The organism is Micromonospora sp. AP08, assembly GCF_008085935.1.
Taxonomy (GTDB): domain Bacteria; phylum Actinomycetota; class Actinomycetes; order Mycobacteriales; family Micromonosporaceae; genus Micromonospora; species Micromonospora chersina.
Genome location: NZ_VSEZ01000001.1, coordinates 394,462 through 416,860, shown reverse-complemented (window position 1 = coordinate 416,860; position 22,399 = coordinate 394,462). Strand labels below are relative to the sequence as shown.

The window sequence follows — 22,399 nt, the reverse complement described above, 5'->3', positions numbered from 1 at the left end:
GGATCAGGCTAGTGCCGTGACCACAAACGTTCGCCGGGTTGGTTGCTGGAGGGTTTTGTCGTACTGGTGGTGTTGGGTGTGGTGGTGCCTCGTCGTCGGGATCCTGCCGCGCCTCGGGTGGTGCATCGCACCGCGCGTGTGGCGTTGCGGGTGACGCCCGGGCAGCGGCGGCGGTGTTTCGGGCTGTTGCGTTCGGCCGGTGACGTGTGGGCGTGTGTGTTGGAGGTCAACGGGTGGCGGCGCCGCCGCCGGGATGCGCCGCTGGTGGGCTATCAGGAGTTGTGTCGGGAGTTGTCCGTGTCGGGGCCGGGCACGTTCGGGGAGTTGGATTCGACGGGTGCCAGGGTGGCCGGGGTGGACCTGGGGATCATCCACCCGTACGCGGTGGCCGGCCCGGACGGTGCGGGGCTGTTGGTGTCGGGGCGGGCGATCCGCGCCGAACACCGCATGCACCTCGCGGACACCAAAGCTCGCCGCCGTGCCGTGGCGCGGCGGGCGCCGAAGCCGGGGCAGAAGGGGTCACGGCGGTGGCGTCAGTACCGGCGTCGGGCGCGGCTGGTCGAGGGCCGGCACCGACGTCGGGTGCGTCAGGCCCAGCACGAGGCCGCCCGCCAGGTGGTGTCCTGGGCGGTACGCGAGCGGGTCGGTGTGCTGCGTGTGGGTGACCCGCGTGGGGTGCTCGACCTGGACGCGGGGCGGCGGCACAACCTGCGGCTGCGGCAGTGGCAGATCGGCCGGTGCCTGCAGGTCCTCACCGACAAAGCTGTCCTGGCCGGCATCACCGTCCACCTCGTCGACGAGCGCGGCACCTCCTCGACCTGCCCCGCCTGCCGGCGGCGGGTACCGAAACCCCGCGGCCGGACCCTGACCTGCCCCCACTGCGCGTTTGCCGGGCACCGTGACCTCGTCGCGGCCGCCACCATCGCCACCCGCACCCCGGGCGGCGGAACCACCACCCCCACACCCGCCCGGGTGCCCGGGGTGATCACGCACCGTCGAGCCGGCCGACACCTCCCCGGTGCCGGCCAGTCCCGACGTGACCCCCGCCGCCCAAACAGGGCGGCGCGAGGATCAGTTGGCCCGCGGAGGCCCGCCCCACCACCCGGTGGGGAGTCGCTCGCCCAAAAAGCGAGGATCCACAACCAACACCGGACACCCGGCGAACGTTAGTGGACACCGCACTAGCCGCTCAGCGCAGGGGGCGCTTGAGGTGGTAGCGGTGCACCTCGGTGCTGCCCTGCACGTTGTTCACGTCCTCGGCGGCGGAGACCAGCTCCCAGCCCTCCCGGCCCACCCGGTTGAGGTGCGCGATCGCGGTGTCGCCGTACGCGGTCACGTCGGTGCGCGACCCGTCCGGGCCGTACCAGACGAACGAGACGTGGAAATTGCGGCCCTGCCCCTGATAGCGGCGGACCAGCAACGCGTACTCCCAGGCAACCATCCGTCCATTATCAACGGTGGCCCTCGCGCCCGGGAACACGGGTGGTGGCGGAACGACGACAGTGGGGTGTCAGGCCGGGAGGGGCAGGGCGGTCAGCTGGGCCCGGGTGGGAGGATCGGCTCCCTTCCGCCCACACGTCCAGGCGGCCACTCGTGCGGCGTACCGGAGCACGCCGGCGATCGTGGCCGGGTCGGCGGCGTCGAGGGCGGCCCGCCGGGCGGCGCCGAGCAGATCCCGCTGGGCCAGCGCGGCGAGCAGCCCGGCGGTGAAGGCGTCCCCTGCCCCGACGGTGTCCACCACCCGCACCCGCAGGGCGTCGACCCGCACCTCGCCGTGTCGGGTAGCCGCCCACGCTCCCCGTTCACCGCCGGTCACCACGACGAGGACGGCGCCCCGCTCGAGCCACTCCCGTCCGACCCGTTCGTGCGCGCGTCCCGGGTGGAGCCAGGCCAGGTCCTCCCGGCTGACCTTCACCACGTCGCTCGCCGCCACCAACTCCTCGACCCGGCGCAGGACCGTCGCCGGCTCGCCCATGAGGGACGGCCGGCAGTTCGGGTCGTAACTGATCATCGTGGTGGCCCGCCGGTCCTGGACCAGCGCCAGCACGTCGTCCGCGCCGGGCGCAAGCACGGTCGCCAGCGAGCCGGTGTGCAGGCAGTCGCTGCCGGCCCCGACATCGGTCAGGGCCCGCTGCGGGAAGGAGCGCCAGTCGATGTCGAAGTCGTAGCCGGCCTGGCCGTCCGCGCCCACCCGGGTCCGGGCAACGCTGGTGGACGGCAGGTCCGACAGCGACGCCGGATCCAGCCGTACGCCGCTGCCGGCCAGGTGGGCGCGGAGGAGCCGCCCGTACGCGTCGTGACCCAGCTGGGTGAGCAGGGTGGCGGGCTGGTCGAGGCGGCCCAACGCCACCGCCACGTTCGCCGGGCTGCCGCCCGGGTGGGCGGCCGCCACGCCCGACGGATCCTCGATGAGGTCCACCAGGCTCTCGCCGACAACGGTGATCACAGTCTTCCTTTCCTGGAGCCCGCGCCACCCGGTCACGGGCTTGGCGGTTCAGTCCGCCGCCCGGCCCGGCGTCTCCTCGAGGGTGGTCGCGCCGGTCATGATGGCCACCACCTCCGGCATGGTGTGGGAGGCCGGAGTCACCACGCCCGCGCAGCGACCCAGCCGCTGGATGTGGATGCGGTCGGCCACCTCGAACACATGGGGCATGTTGTGGCTGATGAGGATGACCGGCAGGCCCCGGGAGCGCACCTCCTCGATCATCCGCAGCACCTGGTTGGACTCTTTGACGCCGAGCGCGGCGGTCGGCTCGTCGAGCACGATCACCTTGCTGCCGAAGGCCGCGGCCCGGGCCACCGACACGGCCTGACGCTGGCCGCCGGAGAGCGTCTCGACCGCCTGCGCCACGTTCTGCAGGGTGCCGATCCCCAGGTCGGCCAGGGCCTGCGCGGCCTCCCGGCGCATGCCCTTGTGGTCGAGCATCCGGAAGACCGAACCGAGCACGCCCGGCCGGCGCTTCTCCCGACCGAGGAAAAGGTTGCTGGCGATGTCCAGGGCCGGCGCCACGGCGAGGGTCTGGTAGACCGTCTCGATACCGGCGTCCCGGGCATCCTGCGGCCGCTTGAACTGTGCCGGCTTCCCCGCCAGAAGGATCTCCCCGGCGTCCGGCGTCAGCGCGCCGGTCAGGCACTTGATCAGGGTGGACTTCCCGGCGCCGTTGTCCCCGATCACGGCGAGCACCTCGCCCGGGTACAGGTCGAGGTCCACCCCGTCCAGCCCGACGACCCTGCCGAACGTCTTGACCAGGCCCCGGGCCGACAGCACCGGTGATCGCTGGCCGCTGTCGGCGGCGCCGGACCGGCCGGCGGTGGCGGGCGTGGTGGTGGCGGTCATGACCTCACCTTCCTGATCCACTGGTCCACGGCCACGGCGAGGATCACCAGCAGGCCGACGGCGAGTACCCGGTACTGGTCGTCCACTCCGGCGAGGGACAGGCCGCTGCGGAAGAAGCCGACGATCAGCGCGCCGAGCAGGGTGCCCAGCACCGCGCCCCGGCCACCGAAGAGGCTGGTGCCACCGATGACGACGGCGGTGATGCTCTCCAGGTTGGCGTCCGTGATGGCGTTGGGGCTGGCCGCGCCGGCGCGTCCGATGAGGATCCAGGCGGTGAGGCCGTAGATCGCGCCGGCGACGAGGTAGACGCTGAGCAGCACCCGGTCGACCCGGATACCGGCCAGCCGGGCGGCCTCCTTGTCGTCGCCCACGGCGTAGACGTGCCGTCCCCAGGCGGTCTTGGCCAGGGCGTAGCCCACCGCGAGGTAGAGGACGAGGACCGCGACGACCCCGAAGGTGATCCGGAACCGACCCACCGGGAACGACTCACCGGTCCAGCTCAGCACCGCCGGGAGGTCGGTGGCCTGGACGCTCTGGCCGCTCGAGTAGAGCAGCCCGAGGGCGGTGAAGACGCTCAGCGTGCCGAGGGTGACGATGAACGGCGGCAGCTTGAGGCGGGTCACCAGCGCCCCGTTGAGCGCGCCCGCTGCGGCGCCGACCGCGATGGCGAGGACGATGGCGAGGAGGCCCGGAAGTCCCTGCCCCTCGGCCATCTTCGCGGAGAGCATCATGGCCAGGATGACGATGGCGCCGACCGAGAGGTCGATGCCGGCGGTCAGGATGATCAGCGTCTGCCCGACGGCGAGCGCGCCGATCACGGCCACCTGCTGGAGCACCAGCGAGAGCGAGTTGGGTGACGCGAAGCGCGGGTTCAGCGTGGAGAAGACGACGAACGAGATGACCAGCACGAGGAACGGGCTGATCGCGGGGTGCGCGTGCAGCAGGTGCTGAACGCGTCGCAGTGGCGTGTGCCGGCGCAGCGCGAACTGCTGGGCGGCGGTGGTGGGTGGGGTCGTGGCGGTCATCGGAGGCTCCCTGCCGGATTCGGCGGTGGCGGACGGACTGCCCGGCTGAGGGCGCGGGGCGGAGGATGCCCCTGGCCCTCGACCGTGGCGGGGATGGTCAGCCCCAGCAGCGCTGGGCGCCGTCGGCGCTGGTGATGCTCTCGACGCCGGCGGCCGGCTTGTCGGTGACCAGAGCGACGCCGGTGTCGAAGAAGTCAAGGCCGTCGGAGACCTTCGGCTTCTCACCGTCGTTCGCGATCTTCTTGATCGCCTGGACGCCCAGCTCGGCCATCTTCAGCGGGTACTGCTGCGAGGTGGCGCCGATGACGCCGTCCTTGACCTGCCGTACGCCGTCGCAGCCGCCGTCGACCGAGACGACCAGGACACCCTGGGTCTTGCCGGCCGCCTGGAGGGCCTTGTGCGCGCCGACCGCGGCCGGCTCGTTGATGGTGTAGACGACGTTGATGTCCGGGTTCTTGGTCAGGCAGTTCTCCATGGCCGTCCGGCCGCCGTCCTCGGCGCCGTTGGTCGGCTCGTTGCAGGCGATCGTGTAGCTGCCGCCCGAGTAGCTGCCCGTCTTCGCCTCGTCGCCGTTCTTCTTCTTGTCGCCGGTGTCGATGCCCATGCCGGTCAGGAAGCCCTGGTCCCGGTTGTAGTCGACGGAGACGATCTTGTCGTTGAAGAGGTCGAGCAGGGCGATGGTGGCCGGCTTGCCGGCGAGCTGGGTGGCCGTCCACTTGCCGATCAGCTCGCCGGCCGTGAAGTTGTCGGTGGCGAAGGTGATGTCCACGGTGTTCGCCGGGTCGGGCGGGGTGTCCAGCGCGATCACGTAGAGGCCGGCGTCACGGGCCTTCTTGATGGCCGGGTTGACGCCGGGACCGTTCGGGGTGATCAGGATGCCCTCGTCGCCGCGGGCGATGGCGTCCTCGATGGCCTGCACCTGGCCGGCCTCGTCGCCGTCCTCCTTGCCGGCGGCCAGGGTGAGCTTCACGCCCTCCGCCTCGGCGGCCTTCTTCGCGCCCTGCTGCATGCTGACGAAGAACGGGTTCGTGGAGTTCTTGGTGATCAGGGCTACCGCGACACTCTTGTCGCCGGAGCCGCCGTCACCCGAGCTGTCACCGCAGCCGGCGACGACCATGCCGGTCGCCGCTACGGCGGCCAGCAGAGCGGCGCGGCGGCGGGCGATGCGCTGGATCATGTTTTCTCCCATCAGGCACCCACGGGGCCGGGGCAGATTTGACAACGATGTCAGGGCAGTTTCGGCGCAGTAGCCGAGAGATGTCAATGCCTTTGCCGGTGGTTTTCTCTAACCGCCACGTAACTCGTACGCCCCCCTTGACATCGATGTCAGAGCGGGCTCACGATTCGCCACGGTCACGCCCGACGCCCACCCGGTCGGCCCGGGCGTCCTCGATGGACGGAGGATGGGATGAGGATCCGCCGATGGTTGGCCGCCTGCGCGGCCGCGGCTCTCGTGGCGGCGGCGCCGGGCGCCGCTGCCGCGGGAGCGACGACCAGGGACGAGCCGTACCGGCCACAGCTGCACTTCAGCCCGGCACGCAACTGGATGAACGATCCGAACGGGCTCGTCTGGTACCAGGGCGAGTGGCACCTCTTCTACCAGTACAACCCCGAGGGTGCGCAGTGGGGGAACATGTCCTGGGGGCACGCGGTCAGCCGGGACCTGGTGCACTGGGAGGAGCTGCCGCTGGCCATTCCGTACTCGGCCGACGAGCACATCTTCTCCGGGTCGGTGGTGGTCGACGAGCGGAACACCTCCGGCTTCGGCCGACCCGGCGCGCCGGCGCTGGTCGCCGTCTACACCAGCTGGTACCCGGCCACCGGAATCCAGGCCCAGTCGCTGGCGTACAGCACCGACCGGGGTCGCACCTGGACCAGATACGGCGGAAACCCGGTGCTGGACCTGGGTTCGCGGGAGTTCCGCGATCCCAAGGTCTTCTGGGACACCACGTCCGGTCGCTGGACCATGGCGGTGGTCCGGGCCACCGAGCACAAGGTGAGCTTCTACGGCTCGGCCGACCTGCGGTCGTGGACCCATCTGAGCGACTTCGGCCCGGCCAACGCGGTCGGTGGTGTGTGGGAGGTGCCGGACCTGTTCGAGCTGCCCGTCGACGGCGACCCGGAGCACCCGAAGTGGGTGCTGATCGTCAACCTCAACCCCGGCGCGGTCGCCGGCGGTTCGGGCGCGCAGTACTTCGTCGGCGACTGGGACGGCACCACCTTCGCCGCTGACAACGTGGTGACCGGCCAGGCGGAGCCGCCGGCCGGGACGCTCTTCGCCGACTTCGAGGACGGTTACGCCGGCTGGACGGTGGAGAACGACCCCGTGCTGGGGCCGGGGCCGTTCGGCGGCGCCCCGTACCCGGGCACGGTGCCGGGCCAGCAGCAGGTCAGCGGTTTCCGGGGCGGGGCGCTGGTGAACACCTTCCTCGGCTTCGACGCCCCCCGCGGCCGGCTCGTCTCCCCCGACTTCACCATCGACCGGGGATATCTCAACCTGCTCGTCGGCGGGGGCGCGCACCCGCACCTGCCGGACACGACGACAGACTTCGTGCCGGCCGGCGCCGAGCGGGTGATCGACTTCGAGCTGCCCGACGGCCGGACGTACGAGCAGGCGGGCTGGACGGCGACCGGCGGCCTGCGCGACCGCGCGCCGGTGGTGGGCCCGGCCCGGTGGGAACGCGGCCACGTCGGCGACAAGCTGCTCACCACCTTCTTCGAGGCCGACTCGACGACCGGCACGCTGACCTCGCCCGCCTTCACCGTCGACCGCGACCACCTCGGCCTGCTCGTCGGGGCCGGGGGGCACCTCGACGACGGCACCGAGCGGACGGTGGTCGAGCTGCTGGTGGACGGCCGGGTGGTGCGCACCGCCACCGGCAACTTCTCCGGCTTCATGAACTGGCGCGACTGGGACGTGACCGAGTTCCGTGGCCGCAGCGCCCAGCTGCGGATCGTGGACGAGAACACCGGCGGCTGGGGCCACCTGCTGGTGGACCAGCTCGTCGCCAGCGACGAGCCCGTCCTGCCCCGCGCGGTGGAGACCGCGGTGAACCTGGTCGTGGACGGCCAGGTGGTCCGGACCGCGACCGGCGCGGACAGCGAGCGCCTCGACTGGGTGGCCTGGGACGTCCGCGACCTCACCGGGAAGCGGGCCCACCTGGAGGTCAACGACTTCAACTCGGGCGGCTGGGGGCACATCCTCGTCGACCACGTGATGTTCGCCGACCGGCCGGCGCCCCGTGAGCTGGACCGCTACGACTGGCTCGACCACGGAGCGGACTACTACGCCGCGGTCACGTACAACAACGCCCCGGGCGGGCGGCGGGTCGCGATCGGCTGGCTGAACAACTGGCAGTACGCCGGCAGTGTCCCGACCGCGCCCTGGCGCGGGGCGATGGCCCTGCCCCGGGAACTCGCCCTGCGCACGATCGACGGCCGGGTCCGCCTGGTCCAGTCGCCGACCGCCCAGCTCACCTCGCTGCGGGGCGACGGCCCGGCGTACACCCTGCGGGACACCACGGTCCCGGCAGGGGTGCGCGACCTGCCGGCGGCGGCGGACGGCACGGTGCTGGAGATCCGGGCGGAGTTCGAGCTCCGCGACGCCCGCCGGTTCGGCCTCCAGGTACGCGCCGGTGGCGACGAACGGACGCTGGTCGGATACGAGGCGGGGGCCGGCCGCCTCTTCGTCGACCGGACGCGCTCCGGCCAGCAGGCCGCCCCGCCCTTCCCCGCCGTGCACTCCGGCCCCCTGTCCGTGGACGGCAACCGGGTACGGATGACGGTGTACGTGGATCGTTCCTCCGTCGAGGTGTTCGGCGGCGCCGGGCAGACCACCGTGACGGACCAGATCTTCCCCGCGCCCACGAGCGACGGGACCGGCCTGTTCGCCGAGGGCGGCGCCGTGGTGGTGCGCTCGCTCACGGTCCGACCGTTGCGGTCGGTGTGGCGCTAACCTGGCAGACGATCAACGGCGGGTGGGGCTAGTCGTTTCGCCCTGGCCCCACCCGCCACCGCACGCACTCCCTTCCGGTAGGAGCGCCCATGCACGCTGCCGCCTCCGCCCCGCCGGCCGGCGTCAAGGCCCGGCCCACGCTCCGAGACGTCGCGCTGCTGGCCGGGGTCAGCACCAAGACGGTCTCGCGGGTGGTCAACGGAGAGGCGGGGGTCTCCGCGCCGAAGCTCGCGGCGGTACGCCGGGCGATCGCCCAGCTCGACTACCGGCCGAACTTCACCGCGAGCAGCCTGCGGCGGTCCAGCGGCCGCAGCGCGGCCATCGCCGCGGTCCTGGAGGATCTGGCCAACCCCTTCTCCGCCGCCCTGCACCGGGCCCTCGAGGACGCCGCCCGGGACCGGGGCGTGCTCATCTTCGCCGGCAGCGTGGACGAGAGCCCGGAACGGGAGCGGGACCTGGTGCACGCCTTCACGATGCGGCAGGCCGACGCCCTGGTCGTGGTGCCCGCCACCGACGACCAGAGCTACCTGGCCGGGGAGGTCGCGGCCGGCACCCCGGTGGTGTTCGTGGACCGGCCGCCGGTCGGCCTGGCGGTCGACGCCGTGCTGTCCGACAATCACCACGGCGCCGCCACCGCGGTGCACCACCTCGTCGCCCACGGCCACCGGGACATCGCGTACCTGGGCGACCTGCGGACCATCGCGACGGCCCGGCAGCGCGCGCAGGGCTTCAAGGAGGCGCTGAGCGAGCACGGCATCCGGCCGGCCACCATGGTCCACGACCTGCACACCGAGCGCGACTCGGCGGAGGCGGTCCGCCGGCTGCTGCGCGACGACCCGGCCCCGACGGCGCTGTTCACCTCCCAGAACCTGGTCACCATCGGCGCCATCCGCGCCCTGCAGGAACTCGGCCGGCAGCACGAGGTGGCCCTCGTCGGCTTCGACGACTTCCCCCTGGCCGACCTCCTCCAGCCGGCGGTCACGGTGGTCGCCCAGGACCCGGCAGAGATGGGGCGGGTGGCCGCCTCGCTGATCTTCCGGCGGCTGGACGGAGATCAGTGGCGACCCACCATCCACCCGGTCGCCACCCGGCTGGTGGTGCGCGGATCCGGCGAGATCAGGGGGCCGCACGCGCGCTGACGGCGGTGCTCACCGACGCTGCGGCCGGGGTCCACGGGCTCCACGTCAGCCTCCGGTCAGGGTGCGCAACTCGCGGGCCGCCGCCGGGTCGGCGCAGCCGCTGAGGATGAACGCGTCGCGCAACTCGGCGGCGAGCAGCGCCAGGGCCGCGTCGGCGCCGGCCCGCCCGCCGGCCGCGAGGGCCCAGAGCAGCGGCCGGCCCACCAGCACGCCGGCGGCGCCGAGGGCGAGCGCGCGCAGCACGTCGGTGCCGCCGCGCACGCCGCTGTCCAGCAGCACCGCGCAGCGCTCCCCCACCGCGGCGACCACCTCGGGCAGCACGGCGGCGCTGCCCGGAGCGCCGTCGAGCTGCCGTCCGCCGTGGTTGGAGACCACCACCGCGTCCACGCCGACCTCCGCCGCGCGGACCGCGTCGCGCGGGTCCAGGATGCCTTTCACGAGCAACGGCACGGGGGTACGCTCCCGCAGCCAGGCCAGGTCCGCCCAGCTCAGCGCGGGGGCGAAGACCGCGCCGGTGTGCGCGGCCACCGCGGACACCCCGGGCGTGCCCTGGTGGGCCAGGTCGTTCCGACCGCCGGGCAGGTTCGCGGCGGTGACGTGCGGCGGCAGCGCGAAGCCGTTGCGCACGTCGCGCAGCCGCCGGCCGAGCACCGGCACGTCGACGGTGACCATCAGCCCCGCGCAGCCCGCGCCGAGCGCCCGGTCCAGCAGGTCGGCCACCATGCCCCGGTCGCGCAGCCAGTAGAGCTGGAACCAGACCGTGCCACCGACCGCGGCGACCTCCTCGACGGGTGTGCTGGCCAGGGTGCTCGTCACGTAGGGCACGCCGGCCGCGCGAGCCGCCGCCGCGAGCCCCACCTCGCCGTCGGGGTGCAGCAGTTTCTGGTACGCCATGGGCGCGACCGCCACCGGCAGGGCGAACCGGCCGCCGGGCAGGGCCGCCTCGGTGGACGGGGTGTCCACCCCGGCCAGCATCCGGGGCAGCACCGCCACCCCGTCCAGGGCCGCCCGGTTCGCGGCGAGGGTGGTCTCGGTGCCGCTGCCGCCGGCCACGAAGTCCCACACGTCGGCGGGTAGCGCGGCCCGGGCCAGCTCCGCGAAGTCGGCCAGGCTCGCCGGCGGCACGAACGCGCGATCCCCGGGCTCACCGAGTGCCCGCCCCGCCGCCGGACCCACCGGCGTCGCAGCCGTCCGAAGGTCAGCCACGGTCCGGTCCGCCCGCCGCCGTGCCGGTCGTGGCGCCGGCCGGGGAGAGGCCGAACCGTGCCCGCAGGAAGGCCGACGCCTGCTCCTGGGCCCGCCGTCCGGCGTTGAACACGCCCGGCATGGCGAAGAAGCCGTGAACCATGTCGTCGTACCGGGTGGCCTCGGTGGGCACGCCGGCCTCGGCCAGCCGCTCGGCGTACCGCTCGCCCTCGTCGCGCAGCGGGTCGTGCTCGGCGGTGATGACCAGCGCCGGGGGCAGGCCGGCGAGGCCCTCGGCGAGCAGCGGCGAGGCGAGCGCGTGGGCGGCGTCGCCGGGGTCGGCCAGGTAGTGCCGCCGGTACCACTCGACCGAGTGCCCGTTGAACAGCAGCGGGTCCTCCGCGCCGGTGGACCCACGGCCGGGCCGCTGGTCGGTGTTCGGGTGGACCGGGAGCTGGGCGGCGCGGTCCCCGGCTGTCCGGGGGTACGGGTCGGCCATCCGGCCGGCGAAGGGGGCCTGGTGCTCGCCGTGGCGGTCGTCGGGGCGGCCGGACCGGTCGCGGTCGTCCTCGAACAGCGGGCCAGTCACGAGGAGAGGCCGGCGGTGACGTCGACGAAGATGCGCAGCGCGCCGCCGCCGGTGCGCACCGGGGCCACCACCACCTGCGGGCCGAGCCGGCGCTGGGTGCCCATGTCGACCGGCTCGGGCAGGCGCAGAGAAGCACCGGCGGCGTGCCCGGTGAACAGCATGTCGTCCACCCAACTCGCGTCTGTCGACGGAGGATCTGCCGCCATAGGATGTGCTGTCACGATCGCCCACCGTCCAGCCTCGAAGTGGGCGAAATCCGCCCGACAGGTGCGTTCTCCGGGGTGCTGACGGAACAGTACGACAGCCGTTCCATGCATTGCTACATGCAAATGGCTAGATCAGGAAGAGCGGCTGGGCGGATTGCTCAGGCTCGATCGGACAGGCAGGATCGGCCGCACGCCGGCTCGGTATCCCGCCGGCCACCGGATGCTGCCCGGGCGGCGGAGCACGCGCGAGATCAGGTCCCGGACGCCGGAGGCGGGGCGGCGCCGCGCAGCACCACCGCGCTGTTGAAGCCGTCGAAGCCACGCGCCCCGACCAGGGCGATCCGGCTGCGCGGCGGGCGCGGGTGGCGCAGGAACGTCAGCTCGCAGCCGGCCGCGGGCTCCTCCGGGCCGGCCGAGGCGGGCAGCAGGCCGTGGTGGAAGGCGAGCAGCGCGGTTGCCGCGTCCAGCGCCGAACCGCCCTGATGGGCGCGGCCGGTCAGCGGCTTCTGGGTGGTCACCGGCGGGGTCGTGACGCCGAAGACCGCGCGCAGGGCGGCCGCCTCGGCGCGGTCGTACGCGGGCACGCCGAGCGCGTCCGGCCAGATGACGTCCACGTCGTGCGGGCGGACCGCGGCCCGGTCCAGGGCCAGCCGCAGCGCCCGGGCGTAGTGGGTCGGGTCCGGGCCGGCCTCCGGGTCGGTCGGGGCGGCGTCGTGGGTGGCCGCCCAGCCGGTGATCTCCCCGTAGATCCGGGCGCCCCGGGCCAGCGCGTGCCCCAACTCCTCCACCACGAAGACGGCGCCGCCCTCGGCCGGCACGTACCCGCCCGCGGCGGCGTCGAACGGCCGGTACGCCAACTCCGGGTCGGCGACGTCGCTGAGCAGCCCGGAGCGCAGCTGGCAGGCCAGCGCATACGGGCTGAGCGGGCACTCGGTCGCCCCGGCCACCACGAGCGGCGTGCCGCGGCGGATGGTCCGCACCGCGTGGGCGAGGCTGTCCAGCCCGCCGGCCGACTCGGAGACGGTCACCCCGCAGGGTCCCTTGAGCTGGTGCCGGATGGAGAGCTGCCCGACGCTGGCCGCGTAGAACCAGGCGATCGACTGGTACGCCCCGACGGTCCGGCTCGGCCCGCCCCAGAGCCGTTGCAGCTCCCGCTGCCCGAACAGGTTCCCGCCGGAGGAACTGGCCAGGGTGACCGCCCACTGGTACGGGTCGGGAGCCTCCTCGGGCAGGCCCGCGTCGGCCAGCGCCAGCCGGGTGGCGGCGAAGCCGAGGTGCGTCCACCGGTCGGTCTGCACCCGCTGCCGGGTGTCGGTGAACCCGGCCGGGTCGAAGTCGGGCACCTCCCCGGCGATCCGGGTCGGGTAGCCGGCCGGGTCGAACAGGTTGATCGGCCCGGTGCGCCGGGTGCCGGCGAGCACCGCGTCCCAGTGCGCGTCGGCGCCGACGCCGGTGGGCGCCACCACGCCGATCCCGGTCACCACGGCCCGGGCGGTCACGGGTGTACCGCCAGCCGTCGGAAGATCATCGCGGACTGGAAGCCGCCGAAGCCGCTGCCCACCGACAACGCCACGTCGACGGGCACTTCCCGGGCCTCGTTGGGCACGTAGTCCAGGTCGCACTCGGGGTCCCGGGTCGTCCAGTTGGCGGTGGGCGGGACCACGCCGTACTCGATGGCCAGCGCGCAGGCGGCCATCTCGATCGAGCCGATCGCGCCGAGCGAGTGCCCGACCATCGACTTGATCGAGCTGATCGGCACCCGGTACGCCGTCGCGCCCAGCGCCCGCTTGAACGCGGCGGTCTCGTGCCGGTCGTTCTGCCGGGTGCCGGAGCCGTGCGCGCTGACGTACGACACGGCGGACGGGGCGAGCCGGGCCTGGCGCAGCGCGTCGGTGATCGCCACGGCCATCTCCGCGCCGTCGGGGCGCAGCCCGGTCATGTGGAAGCCGTTGCTGCGGCTGGCGTAGCCGGCCACCTCGCAGTAGACGTGCGCGCCCCGGCGGCGGGCGTGCTCGGCCTCCTCCAGCACCAGCACGGCCGCGCCCTCGGCCAGGACGAAGCCGTGCCGGTCGGCGTCGAACGGCCGGGAGGCGTGCTCCGGGTCGTCGTTGTCGGGGCTGGTCGCGCCGATGGCGTCGAACGAGGCGACGGTGACCGGGGAGATCGGCGAGTCGGCCGCCCCGGCCAGCACGACATCGGCCTCACCGTCGGCGACGAGCTGGTGGGCGTAGCCGATGGCGTCGATGCCGGAGGTGCAGCCGGTGGAGACCACCTGGGCCGGGCCGTGCAGGCCGTGCCGGCAGGCCACGTCGGCGGCCAGGCTGCTGGGGATCAGCGCCTGGTACAGGTACGGCCCGCCGAGGGTGTGGTCGACCAGCCAGTGCCGGCCGGAGTCGCTGACCCGGACGTACTCCTTCTCCAGCGCCATGGTGCCGCCGACCGCGGTGCCGAGCACGACGCCGGCGCGTTCCCGCTCGGCGTCGGAGAGGGTGAGGCCGCTGTCGGCGAGCGCCTCGGCGGAGCAGGCGAGGGCGAACTGCACGTACCGGTCGGCGCGCTGCCGCTCGGCGAGGGTGATGCCCGCGGCGTCGGGGTCGAAGTCGCACTCGGCGGCGATCTGCGAGCGGAACGGCGACGGGTCGAAGAAGCTGATCCGCCGGGTGGCGGTGCGCCCCTCGGTGATGGTCTTCCAGAACCGGTCCCGGGTGGCGCCGCCGGGGGCGACGACGCCGACGCCGGTGACCACGGTGCGCCGGCCGGTCACGACGGTTTCCGGGGTGGTGGGGCGCCCTCGGTGTCGACGTGGCCGAGTTCCGGGCGGGGGGCGAGCGGTCCGAGGTGGAAGACCACCTCGGCCGGCTCGTCGCCGGTGTTGCGCAGCCGGTGGCGTACGTGCCGGGGCACGAAGAGCGCCTCCCCGGCCGCGACCGGAACGGGCCGGTCGTCCAGGTCCACGGTGATGGCGCCGCGGGCGACGTAGAGGAACTCCTCGCTGTAGGGGTGGTAGTGCTCGGCGATCCGCTCCCCCGGCGCGAGGGTGGCCACCCCCATGAAGCCCGAGGTGCTGCCGACGGTCTTCGGGCCGAGCAGCACGCGCAGCTCGCCGCCGCGCCGGCGGTCGGCGGTGACGTCGTGGACGGAGACGCGTGCGGTACCGGTGTCGGTCATCGCGTGCCTCCCGCGTGCGCCCGCTCGATCTTCTCCTTGATGACGGCGAGCTGGATCTTGCTGTTGGTGTTGATCCGCTCGGTCATGCCGGCGTTGTCGACCGGCGCCGTGGGCTTCATGGCGAAGTCCTGCACCCAGGTCATCCGGGTGCCGCCGGGGATCTCGTCGTAGCGCCAGTAGATGCGCATGTACTCGAACGGGCCGGTCTCCACCCGCCGGGCGTGTACCTCGCGGGTGGCCGGGTCGGCGGTGCGTTCGCTGACCCAGCTCCACGAGGTGCCGTTCTCGTCGGGGTGCATGGTGAGCCGGAACCGGACCGTGTCGCCGTCGGAGTGCAGGATCTCGACCACCGCGTACTCGGTGAACAGCTCCGTCCACCGGGCGACGTCGTTGGTGATCTCCCAGACCAGCGGCAGCGGGGCGGCGATGTCGACGGCGTTCTCGGTGTGCCCGGGCGGCGGGTCGGTCTTGCGGGCCACCAGGTCGGCGACCCCGGCGATGCTGAGCTGCCCGGCCTGCTCGGGGATCTTCACCCGCCACCGGTCGGCCACGACCGCGGAGAGTTCGAGCAGTGCCAGCGAGTCCATGCCCAGCTCCTCGAGGCTGGCGGCCGGGGTGCGGGCGGCCGCGTCGGCGTCCAGGCCGCAGTGGGTCACCAGGATGTCGGTGATCTCGTTGGCGAGCGGGCGGTCGGGGGCGACGGTCATGGGTTCCTCCAGGCGTTCGGGCCGGCGGCGGGCACGGCGGTGACGGGGGTACGGCCGGCCGGGTCGGCGTCGGCTCGGATGTCGGGCACGGGGGCGGGCACGGTGGGCTCGGCGGCCGGGACGGCAGCGGCGGCCGGCGGGGCGTCGACGGCGGGAGGGGCGCCGGCGGCGGGTGGGTTGAGCAGGCGGTCGACCAGGGCGGTGGTGTGCCGCCCGGCGCGGAAGGCGGCGTCGCGCAGCACCCGGCGGGCGAACGGGATGGTGGTGCGCACGCCCGGGCCGGCCACGTCGAACTCGCCGAGCGCCCGGTCGAGCCGGTCCAGCGCGCCGTCCCGGTCCGGCGCCCAGACCGCCACCTTGGCCAGCAGCGAGTCGTAGTGCGGGCTGACCAGGTAGCCGACGTGGCCGTGGGTGTCGACCCGGGTGAACGGGCCGCCGGGCGGCCGGAAGCGGTCCAGCCGGCCGGGGGCCGGGGCGAAGTCGCGGTCCGGGTCCTCCACGTTGACCCGGCACTCGACCGCCACCCCGCGCAGCCGGACGTCCCCCTGTCGCCAGCGCAGCGGGGTGCCGGCGGCCACGTGCAGCTGCTCGTGGACCAGGTCGATGCCGGTGACCAGCTCGGTCACCGGGTGCTCCACCTGGATCCGGCAGTTGATCTCCAGGAAGTGGCAGCGCTCGGCCTCGTCCACGAGGAACTCGACGGTGCCGGCGCCGGTGAAGCCGACCGACAGGGCGCCGCGCAGGGCGGTCTCCGCGAGGGTGTCCAGGGTGGCCTGCCGCAGCGCCGGGGCGGGGGCCTCCTCGACGAGCTTCTGGTGCCGGCGCTGCACCGAGCAGTCCCGGGTGCCCAGGTGGATGCCGTTGCCGTGGTTGTCGCAGAGCACCTGCACCTCGACGTGCCGGGCGTCGGCCAGGTAGCGCTCGACGTACACCCGGTCGTCGCCGAAGGCGACCTGGGCGGCGGCGCGGGTGCGGGCGTACGCGCGGGGCAGCTCGGCGGCCGAGCGGACCACCGCCATCCCGCGCCCGCCCCCGCCGGCGGCCGCCTTGACGATCACCGGGTAGCCGACCTCGGCGGCCACCTCCAGGGCCTCGGCGGCGGTCGGCAGGGTCCGTACGCTGCCCGGCGGCAGCGGCAGGCCGGCCCGGCTCATCAGCGCCCGCGCGGTCGACTTGTCGGCGAGGGCGGCCATCACCTGCGGCGGCGGGCCGACGAAGGTGAGCCCGTTCTCCGCGCAGATCTCGGCGAAGTCGGCGTCCTCGGAGAGGAAGCCGTAGCCGGGGTGCACGGCCTGGGCGCCGGTCTGCCGGGCCGCCTCGACGATCGCGGCGGCGTTCAGGTAGCTCTGCCGGCTGGACGCCGGTCCGATCCGGACGGTCTCGTCGGCCAGCCGCACCGGCAGCGAGTCGGCGTCGGCGCTGGAGTGCACCACCACCGTCCGGACACCCAGTTCCCGGCAGGCGCGCAGCACGCGCAGCGCGATCTCGCCGCGGTTGGCGATCAGCAGCTTGTCGAACATCAGCCGTCCCGTCCGGTGAGCGGTTCCAGGGCGATCAGCGGCTGGTCGTACTCGACGGGCTTGCCGTCCTCCACCAGCACCTCGACCACCCGTCCGGCCTGGCCGGCGGTCACCTCGTTCATCAACTTCATGGCCTCGACGATGCCGACCACCTGGCCGGGCCGGACCACGTCGCCGATCGCCACGAACGGCGCGGCGCCGGGCTCGGGCGACCGGTAGAAGGTGCCCACCACGGGCGCCCGCACCGCCGGCCGGTCCGCCACGGGCGCCGCCGCCTCCACCCGCGGCGCGGGGACCGGGTCCACCTCGGCACGCGGCGCCGGCGCCGGCCGGGCCGGGCCGTGCCACTCCACCTCCAGCACGGTCTCGCCGCTGCGCAGCCGTACCCGGCGGACCGGGCCGGCCAGCTCGGCCACCAGCTTGCGGGCGTGCCGGCTCAGCCCGTCCAGCACCTCCTCGGGCCCGGCGTCCCCACTCATGGCGCCACCTCCGTCCGCGTGCCGTTCCGGATGACGTCGCGCGGCTCGGTCCCGTCCACGACCCGGGCCGCGCCGAAGCGGCGGAACCGCTGCCGACGGCGGCGGACCAGGGTGGCCGGCGGCACGGCCAGCAGCGGGGCGAGGTTCGCGGTCACGGCCCGCCCCAGCAGCTCGGCCGCGGCAGCCGGGTCGCCGTGGGCGGCGGGCCGCGGCTCGGGCACCACCTCGTCGACCACCCCGAGCCGGCACAGGTCGGCGGCGGTGAGCCGGAGCGCCCGGGCGGCCTGCGGGGCGGCCGAGCTGTCCGGCCAGAGGATCGCGGCGCAGCCCTCCGGGCTGATCACCGAGTAGACGGCGTGCTCCAGCATCAGCACCCGGTCGGCGACCGCGAGGGCGAGCGCGCCACCGCTGCCGCCCTCGCCGGTGACCACCGCGACGACCGGCGTGGGCAGCACGCTCAACGCGAGGATGTTCTCCGCGATCGCGGCGGCCTGGCCCTGCTGCTCGGCGTCCACGCCCGGGTCGGCGCCCGGCGTGTCCACCAGGGTCACCACCGGCAGGTGGAGCCGGGCCGCGAGGCGCATCAGCCGCAGCGCCTTGCGGTGCCCGGCCGGGCTGGCCATGCCGAAGTTGCGGGCCACCAGCTCCGCCGTGGTGTGTCCCTTCTGGTGGCCGATCACCATGACGGGCCGGCCGTCCAGCCGGGCCACCCCGCCGACGATCGCCGGGCAGTCCGCGCCGAGCCGGTCGCCGTGCAGCTCCACGAAGCCGTCGAAGGCGGTCTCCAGGTAGTCGAGGGTGGTGGGCCGACCGGGGTGCCGGGCCGTGCGTACCGTCTCCCAGGCGTCGCGGGCCGGGCCGGTCACGGCGGGCGTGGCGGCCGGTCGCGGCGCCGGCTCCTGCCGGGGTACGGGCACCCGGCGGCCGGCCTCGGCGGCGGCGAGCAGCGCGGTCAGCCGGCCGCGCAGCGCGTGCCGGGGCACCACGAGGTCGACCTGGCCGTGCCGGAGCAGGAACTCCGCGGTCTGGAAGCCCTCCGGCAGCGTGGCGCCGGTGACCTGGCGGATCACCCGGGGGCCGGCGAAGCCCAGCCGGGCGCCGCTCTCGGCGAGCACCACGTCGGTGTTGGTGGCGAAGGACGCGGCCACCCCGCCGTACGTCGGGTCGGTGATGACGCTGACCGTGAGCAGTCCCGCCTCGCGCAGCCCGGCGACGGCCTGGCTGACCGTGGCCATCTGCATGAGCGACAGCGCGCCCTCCTGCATCCGCGCCCCGCCGGAGGCGGTGACCAGCACCAGCGGCACGGCGTCGGCCAGCGCCCGCTCGGCGGTCCGGGTGATGAGCTCGCCGACCGCGCAGCCGAGGCTGCCGCCGAGGAAGCGGAAGTCCATCACCGCCAGGGCGACCGGGTGGCCGCCGACCCGGGCGGTCCCGCAGACCACCGCCTCGTCCAGGCCGGTGCCCGTGCGGGCCGCGCCGAGCCGGTGCGGGTAGGGCAGCGCGTCGACGAACCCGATCGGGTCGACCCGTACCGCCTGCTCGGGCAGCGGGGTGAACGAGTCCGGGTCGACCAGCTGGGCCACCCGGTCCGGCGCGTCGAGACGGGCGTGGGACCCGCACTCCGGGCAGACGTCGAGGTTGCGCCGCAGGCGTTTGCGGTAGAGCAGCGAGGCGCACCCGTCGCAGCGGGCCCAGAGCTGCTCGTCCCGGGGCGCGGTGGTGGTCACGACCGCCGCCCGGTCGCGTCGTACGGGTGGGACTGCCGGCCCGGGGCGTCGTACCGGTAGAAGCAGTGGGCCATGGCGTCGCGGGGCGAGCGCCAGGTCGGCAGGTACGGCGAGATGTACGGGCGCAGCCGCTCGCTGACCCGGACGAACTCGGGATGGCCGCGCGCCTCCTCCACCGCGCCCTGAGCCGGCTCCTCGGTCTCCAGGAGATGGACGTAGAGATCGTGCAGCCGGTAGAGCGAGCGGTGCCGGACGCCGACCAGGCCGGGCAGTTCGGTGGCGTCGGACTCGGCGAAGATCTCGGCGACCCGATCCTCGGCGGTGGGCACCACCTTGGCGACGATGAGCGAGCGGTCCATTGCGCAGCCTCCCCTGAGTGCGTCCCGGTGCGTGACGACCGGTCTCGCCGGACGACTGGCGCCACGGTGCCGCCGGCACCGTCAACGCGGCGTCAACCGGACACCATCGGCCCGGGAAGTCCGTGACGCTGCGTTGACGCAAGCTGTGCGCCGGCTATGGGAAGATCAACCGCCCCGAACGGATGGCGACACTTTTTCGCAGTTCACAGGCGGTTCGTCTGACCATTACGGACGGTCAGCAAACCGACGCCTCATTGACGCAGAGTAACAAGTGTTGATATCCTCCGTACCGGTCAGCCCGGTCACAGCGGGCTTTCTCCGCCACGGCGGAGCCGTTCCGACACCGGCGTCGCGGCAGCCGAGCCGGGCACAGAGGACGGTCGGGACGAGGGTTCCGGTGCAGGGGGGTGCGCCCGTGTCCGGTGGATCGAGAATGCCCACGGCGGGAGACCCCGCCCCACGGGTGTCGCTGCACCTGCTCGGCGGGTTCCGGCTGCTCCACGACGACGTCCCGGTGGTGGTCCCCCGGGGCCTGCAACGCGTCATCGCCCTCATCGGGCTGCGCCCCGGCGCCACCCGCAGTCACCTGGCGGGACTGCTCTGGCCGGAGACCCCCGAGGACCGGGCGCTCTCCTCGCTGCGCACCGCGCTGTGGCGACTCCGGCAGGATCCCTGCTGCCCGCTGCGCACCGACGGCGACACCGTCCGCCTCGACCCCACCGTCCACCTCGACGTCGACGAGCTGGTCGCCACCGCGGCCCGCGTACGCGACGGCGAGGTGCCCCGCGGGGCCGCCGGCGCCGGCCGGCACGACCTGCTCCCCGGCTGGTACGACGACTGGGTGCTGCTGGAACGCGAACGGCTGCGCCAGCTCCGGCTGCACATGCTGGAGGAACTCGCGGGCAACCACCTCGCCGCCGACCGGCACGGCGAGGCGCTGGAGGCGGCGCTGGAGGCCATGGCCGCCGAACCGCTGCGCGAGACCCCGCACCGCCTGGTGGTCCGCATCCACCTCGCCGAGGGCAACGCCTTCGAAGCGGTGCACGCCTTCTACGTCTACCGTGACCTGCTGCTGCGCGAACTGCGCCTGGAACCGTCCCCGGCCATGTGCGCCCTGCTCGACGAGACCCTCGCCCCGATCCGGCGGGCCACCCGGCCGGCCCCCCAGCGGCGGCCGGACCGGAGCAACGGCCGCCCGGCCGGCTCCACGCCCCGCGGCCCGACCGCGCCCACCACACCGCACCCCCGCTGACCGTCACCACCGCCATCACTGTCCCCGCGCGGGCCGTGACGGCCACGTGACAGCCGCCTCGGCAGGGTGGGCCGCACGGTGACCGAACTCCTCGCCCGGGGTCGGGGCACCACGAGCGGCGAGAGGGGTCCCGATGAGTCGACTGTTGGTCGTCAGCCGGATCGTGCCGGGCGCGCAGGGCAGGGTGGCACAGATCTTCGCCGAGTCCGACGCCACCGAGCTGCCCCGCCTCACCGGCGTGCGGCACCGGTCGCTGTACTACCTCCACGACCTGTGCGTGCACCTCATGGAGACGGTCGCCGTCGACCCGGACCTGGCCGCCGAGGTCCGCGACAACCCGCTGTACCAGCAGGTCAACGAGCGGCTGTCGGCGCACACCTCGCCGTACCTGCCGACCTGGCGGTCCCCCCGCGACGCCGTGGCGGGTTGCTTCTACAGCTGGGACGCGGTCGACCTGCCCGCGCCCCGGCGGAGCTGCTGAGCGTCACCGCACCGAAGACCGGGGCGTCCCGGACCCTCGAACGGCACCAGGGTCCGGGGCGCCCCTTCGGCGACCCCGCGCGGCACACGCTCGGTCATCTCGCGGCCACCGGCCGGCACCGTCCGGTCCCACCAGCGACGGCAGCCGCCGACCTCTCTGTCGCCCCGCGCGTACGTGTGCGAAGCTGCCCCCTGTTTTCTCGCGATCGTCGTTCACGTACATAGGAGGAGGTTGGCATGCCGTCGAGCTTCGGGCAGTGGCTGGTTCTGATCCTGGCCCTGCTGGTGGGCCTGGGCATCGGGTGGGTGGTGAGCGGCCGCCGGAACGCGGCCGGCACCGGTACGCCCACGGTGGAGGGTGCCGCCGCCCCGGCGCCCGAGGTGACCGCCACGGTCGACCAGGAGCGGCCGGACGCCGTGGTCGACGAGGTACCCGCGCCCGCCGCGGTGACCGAGCAGCCGGCCCCGGTCGAGCAGGACGCCGCCCCGGCCGCCGCCACGCTGGCCGCCCAGGCCACCACCCTGCCGTCCGCCGAGCCGGTGTCCGCCGAGTCCGCGGCCGCCGAGCCGGTGGCCGTCGAGGAGCCGGGCCGGTCCGAGGACGAGCCGGCCCGCCCGGTCGAGCCGGTCGAGGTCGCGGCCGAGCCGGTCGAGGTCGCGGCCGAGCCGGTCGAGGTCGCGGCCGAGCCGGTCGCCGTCGCGCCGGCCGGCGTCGCGGAGACCGAGCCGATCCGGACCGCGCCGGAGCCGGTGGCCGCCGACGCGGAGCCGGCCGCGATCCCGACCGCCGAGACCGAGCCGGCCGCCGAGCCGGTGGCCGTCGAGGCCGAGCCGGTGGCCGTGCCGGCCGAGCCGGCCGCCGAGGCCGAGCCGGCGGCGCCGGTGGCGGTGCCCGCGCCGCGCGCCGCGGTCGAGGACGCCGCTGCGGTCCCCGTCGACGCCCCGGACGACTTCCGGCGGATCCAGGGCATCGGGCCGAAGGTGGCCGCCGCCCTCCAGGCCGCCGGCATCCGCACCTATCAGCAGCTCGCCGAGCTGGACGAGGCGGCGCTGCGGGAGACCGTCAAGGCCGCCGGCCTGCGCTCCGCCCCGGGCCTGGCGACCTGGTCGCAGCAGGCGAAGGTGCTGGCCGGCGCCCGTGCCGACGCGGAGCGGGTGCTCCCGGTCGGCGCCGGCGAGGACGCCTGATCCGACTCGCGGGCCGGTGGTGACCGAGGGTCGCCACCGGCCCGCGCCGTGTCCGGCGGCCGGCGAGCCGGACCGGGTTGGAC

21 protein-coding genes and 1 pseudogene are annotated in these 22,399 nt (G+C 74.4%); 6 read left to right on the top strand and 16 right to left on the bottom strand.

The annotated features are described in order from the left end of the window. The first annotated feature begins 66 nt into the window (after positions 1 to 66). On the top strand, positions 67 to 1,170 hold the full coding sequence (locus FXF50_RS30190; RefSeq protein WP_187399474.1) for an RNA-guided endonuclease TnpB family protein: 1,104 nt from the start codon (positions 67 to 69) through the stop codon (positions 1,168 to 1,170). A gap of 19 nt (positions 1,171 to 1,189) precedes the next feature. Here the strand turns inward: FXF50_RS30190 and FXF50_RS01865 are convergent, their stop codons facing one another. The 5 genes from FXF50_RS01865 to FXF50_RS01845 all read right to left on the bottom strand — a co-directional run bounded on the left by FXF50_RS01865 (position 1,190) and on the right by FXF50_RS01845 (position 5,539). Continuing rightward, positions 1,190 to 1,441, bottom strand: a complete 252-nt coding sequence (locus tag FXF50_RS01865; RefSeq protein WP_013286617.1) for a hypothetical protein — start codon at positions 1,439 to 1,441, stop codon at positions 1,190 to 1,192. A gap of 69 nt (positions 1,442 to 1,510) precedes the next feature. Then, positions 1,511 to 2,446: a carbohydrate kinase gene (locus FXF50_RS01860; RefSeq protein WP_148425433.1), complete on the bottom strand. Its 936-nt coding sequence runs from the start codon at positions 2,444 to 2,446 to the stop codon at positions 1,511 to 1,513. Positions 2,447 to 2,494: 48 nt separating this feature from the next. Beyond that, entirely contained in the window at positions 2,495 to 3,337 is an 843-nt protein-coding gene (locus FXF50_RS01855; protein WP_187399473.1) for an ATP-binding cassette domain-containing protein, read from the bottom strand. Beyond that, positions 3,334 to 4,362, bottom strand: a complete 1,029-nt coding sequence (locus tag FXF50_RS01850; RefSeq protein ID WP_148425432.1) for an ABC transporter permease — start codon at positions 4,360 to 4,362, stop codon at positions 3,334 to 3,336. The genes FXF50_RS01855 and FXF50_RS01850 overlap by 4 nt, the downstream gene beginning before the upstream one ends. A gap of 97 nt (positions 4,363 to 4,459) precedes the next feature. Continuing rightward, positions 4,460 to 5,539: a substrate-binding domain-containing protein gene (locus FXF50_RS01845; protein WP_148425431.1), complete on the bottom strand. Its 1,080-nt coding sequence runs from the start codon at positions 5,537 to 5,539 to the stop codon at positions 4,460 to 4,462. Between the two features lie 231 nt (positions 5,540 to 5,770). On the opposite strand from FXF50_RS01845, the gene FXF50_RS01840 reads away from it, so the two are divergent. Both FXF50_RS01840 and FXF50_RS01835 read left to right on the top strand, forming a co-directional pair. Beyond that, complete coding sequence (locus FXF50_RS01840) at positions 5,771 to 8,317, top strand: GH32 C-terminal domain-containing protein (protein WP_148425430.1); 2,547 nt, start codon at positions 5,771 to 5,773, stop codon at positions 8,315 to 8,317. Between the two features lie 89 nt (positions 8,318 to 8,406). After that, positions 8,407 to 9,456, top strand: a complete 1,050-nt coding sequence (locus FXF50_RS01835; protein WP_148425429.1) for a LacI family DNA-binding transcriptional regulator — start codon at positions 8,407 to 8,409, stop codon at positions 9,454 to 9,456. Between the two features lie 45 nt (positions 9,457 to 9,501). Here the strand turns inward: FXF50_RS01835 and FXF50_RS01830 are convergent, their stop codons facing one another. From FXF50_RS01830 to FXF50_RS01785, 11 genes and pseudogenes are all read right to left on the bottom strand, one after another. Beyond that, positions 9,502 to 10,581 carry an alpha-hydroxy acid oxidase gene (locus FXF50_RS01830; protein WP_187399472.1) on the bottom strand — a complete coding sequence of 360 codons (1,080 nt, stop codon included), beginning with the start codon at positions 10,579 to 10,581 and terminating at the stop codon, positions 9,502 to 9,504. A 73-nt stretch (positions 10,582 to 10,654) separates the two neighbouring features. Continuing rightward, positions 10,655 to 11,101 (bottom strand): annotated as a pseudogene (locus FXF50_RS01825) (alpha/beta hydrolase fold domain-containing protein); the annotation flags it as partial. Positions 11,102 to 11,226: 125 nt separating this feature from the next. Next, on the bottom strand, positions 11,227 to 11,400 hold the full coding sequence (locus FXF50_RS29145; RefSeq protein ID WP_222865983.1) for a hypothetical protein: 174 nt from the start codon (positions 11,398 to 11,400) through the stop codon (positions 11,227 to 11,229). A gap of 287 nt (positions 11,401 to 11,687) precedes the next feature. Next, the gene (locus tag FXF50_RS01820; protein ID WP_148425428.1) at positions 11,688 to 12,935 is read right to left on the bottom strand and encodes a beta-ketoacyl synthase N-terminal-like domain-containing protein; all 1,248 of its coding nucleotides are present in this window, start codon (positions 12,933 to 12,935) and stop codon (positions 11,688 to 11,690) included. Then, entirely contained in the window at positions 12,932 to 14,200 is a 1,269-nt protein-coding gene (locus FXF50_RS01815; protein ID WP_148425427.1) for a beta-ketoacyl synthase, read from the bottom strand. The genes FXF50_RS01820 and FXF50_RS01815 overlap by 4 nt, the downstream gene beginning before the upstream one ends. Next, the gene (locus FXF50_RS01810; RefSeq protein WP_091305838.1) at positions 14,197 to 14,604 is read right to left on the bottom strand and encodes a cupin domain-containing protein; all 408 of its coding nucleotides are present in this window, start codon (positions 14,602 to 14,604) and stop codon (positions 14,197 to 14,199) included. Before FXF50_RS01810 ends, FXF50_RS01815 begins: the two co-directional genes overlap by 4 nt. Then, entirely contained in the window at positions 14,601 to 15,311 is a 711-nt protein-coding gene (locus FXF50_RS01805; protein WP_148425426.1) for an SRPBCC family protein, read from the bottom strand. The genes FXF50_RS01810 and FXF50_RS01805 overlap by 4 nt, the downstream gene beginning before the upstream one ends. After that, positions 15,308 to 16,831, bottom strand: coding sequence for an acetyl/propionyl/methylcrotonyl-CoA carboxylase subunit alpha (locus tag FXF50_RS01800; RefSeq protein WP_148425425.1), 1,524 nt, complete (start codon positions 16,829 to 16,831; stop codon positions 15,308 to 15,310). The genes FXF50_RS01805 and FXF50_RS01800 overlap by 4 nt, the downstream gene beginning before the upstream one ends. Next, entirely contained in the window at positions 16,831 to 17,310 is a 480-nt protein-coding gene (gene accB / locus FXF50_RS01795) for an acetyl-CoA carboxylase biotin carboxyl carrier protein (protein ID WP_148425424.1), read from the bottom strand. The genes FXF50_RS01800 and accB overlap by 1 nt, the downstream gene beginning before the upstream one ends. Next, on the bottom strand, positions 17,307 to 19,037 hold the full coding sequence (locus tag FXF50_RS01790) for an acetyl-CoA carboxylase carboxyltransferase subunit alpha (protein WP_148425423.1): 1,731 nt from the start codon (positions 19,035 to 19,037) through the stop codon (positions 17,307 to 17,309). Before FXF50_RS01790 ends, accB begins: the two co-directional genes overlap by 4 nt. Beyond that, complete coding sequence (locus tag FXF50_RS01785) at positions 19,034 to 19,396, bottom strand: TcmI family type II polyketide cyclase (protein ID WP_148425422.1); 363 nt, start codon at positions 19,394 to 19,396, stop codon at positions 19,034 to 19,036. The genes FXF50_RS01790 and FXF50_RS01785 overlap by 4 nt, the downstream gene beginning before the upstream one ends. Before the next feature lie 433 nt (positions 19,397 to 19,829). Here FXF50_RS01785 and FXF50_RS01780 point away from each other — a divergent pair, with 433 nt between their 5' ends. The 3 genes from FXF50_RS01780 (at position 19,830) to FXF50_RS01770 (ending at position 22,316) form a co-directional block, all read left to right on the top strand. Further along, positions 19,830 to 20,648, top strand: coding sequence for a BTAD domain-containing putative transcriptional regulator (locus FXF50_RS01780; RefSeq protein ID WP_370464068.1), 819 nt, complete (start codon positions 19,830 to 19,832; stop codon positions 20,646 to 20,648). A 133-nt stretch (positions 20,649 to 20,781) separates the two neighbouring features. After that, on the top strand, positions 20,782 to 21,129 hold the full coding sequence (locus FXF50_RS01775; protein WP_148425421.1) for a TcmI family type II polyketide cyclase: 348 nt from the start codon (positions 20,782 to 20,784) through the stop codon (positions 21,127 to 21,129). A gap of 236 nt (positions 21,130 to 21,365) precedes the next feature. Continuing rightward, positions 21,366 to 22,316 carry a helix-hairpin-helix domain-containing protein gene (locus FXF50_RS01770; protein ID WP_148425420.1) on the top strand — a complete coding sequence of 317 codons (951 nt, stop codon included), beginning with the start codon at positions 21,366 to 21,368 and terminating at the stop codon, positions 22,314 to 22,316. The last annotated feature ends 83 nt before the right edge of the window (positions 22,317 to 22,399 follow it).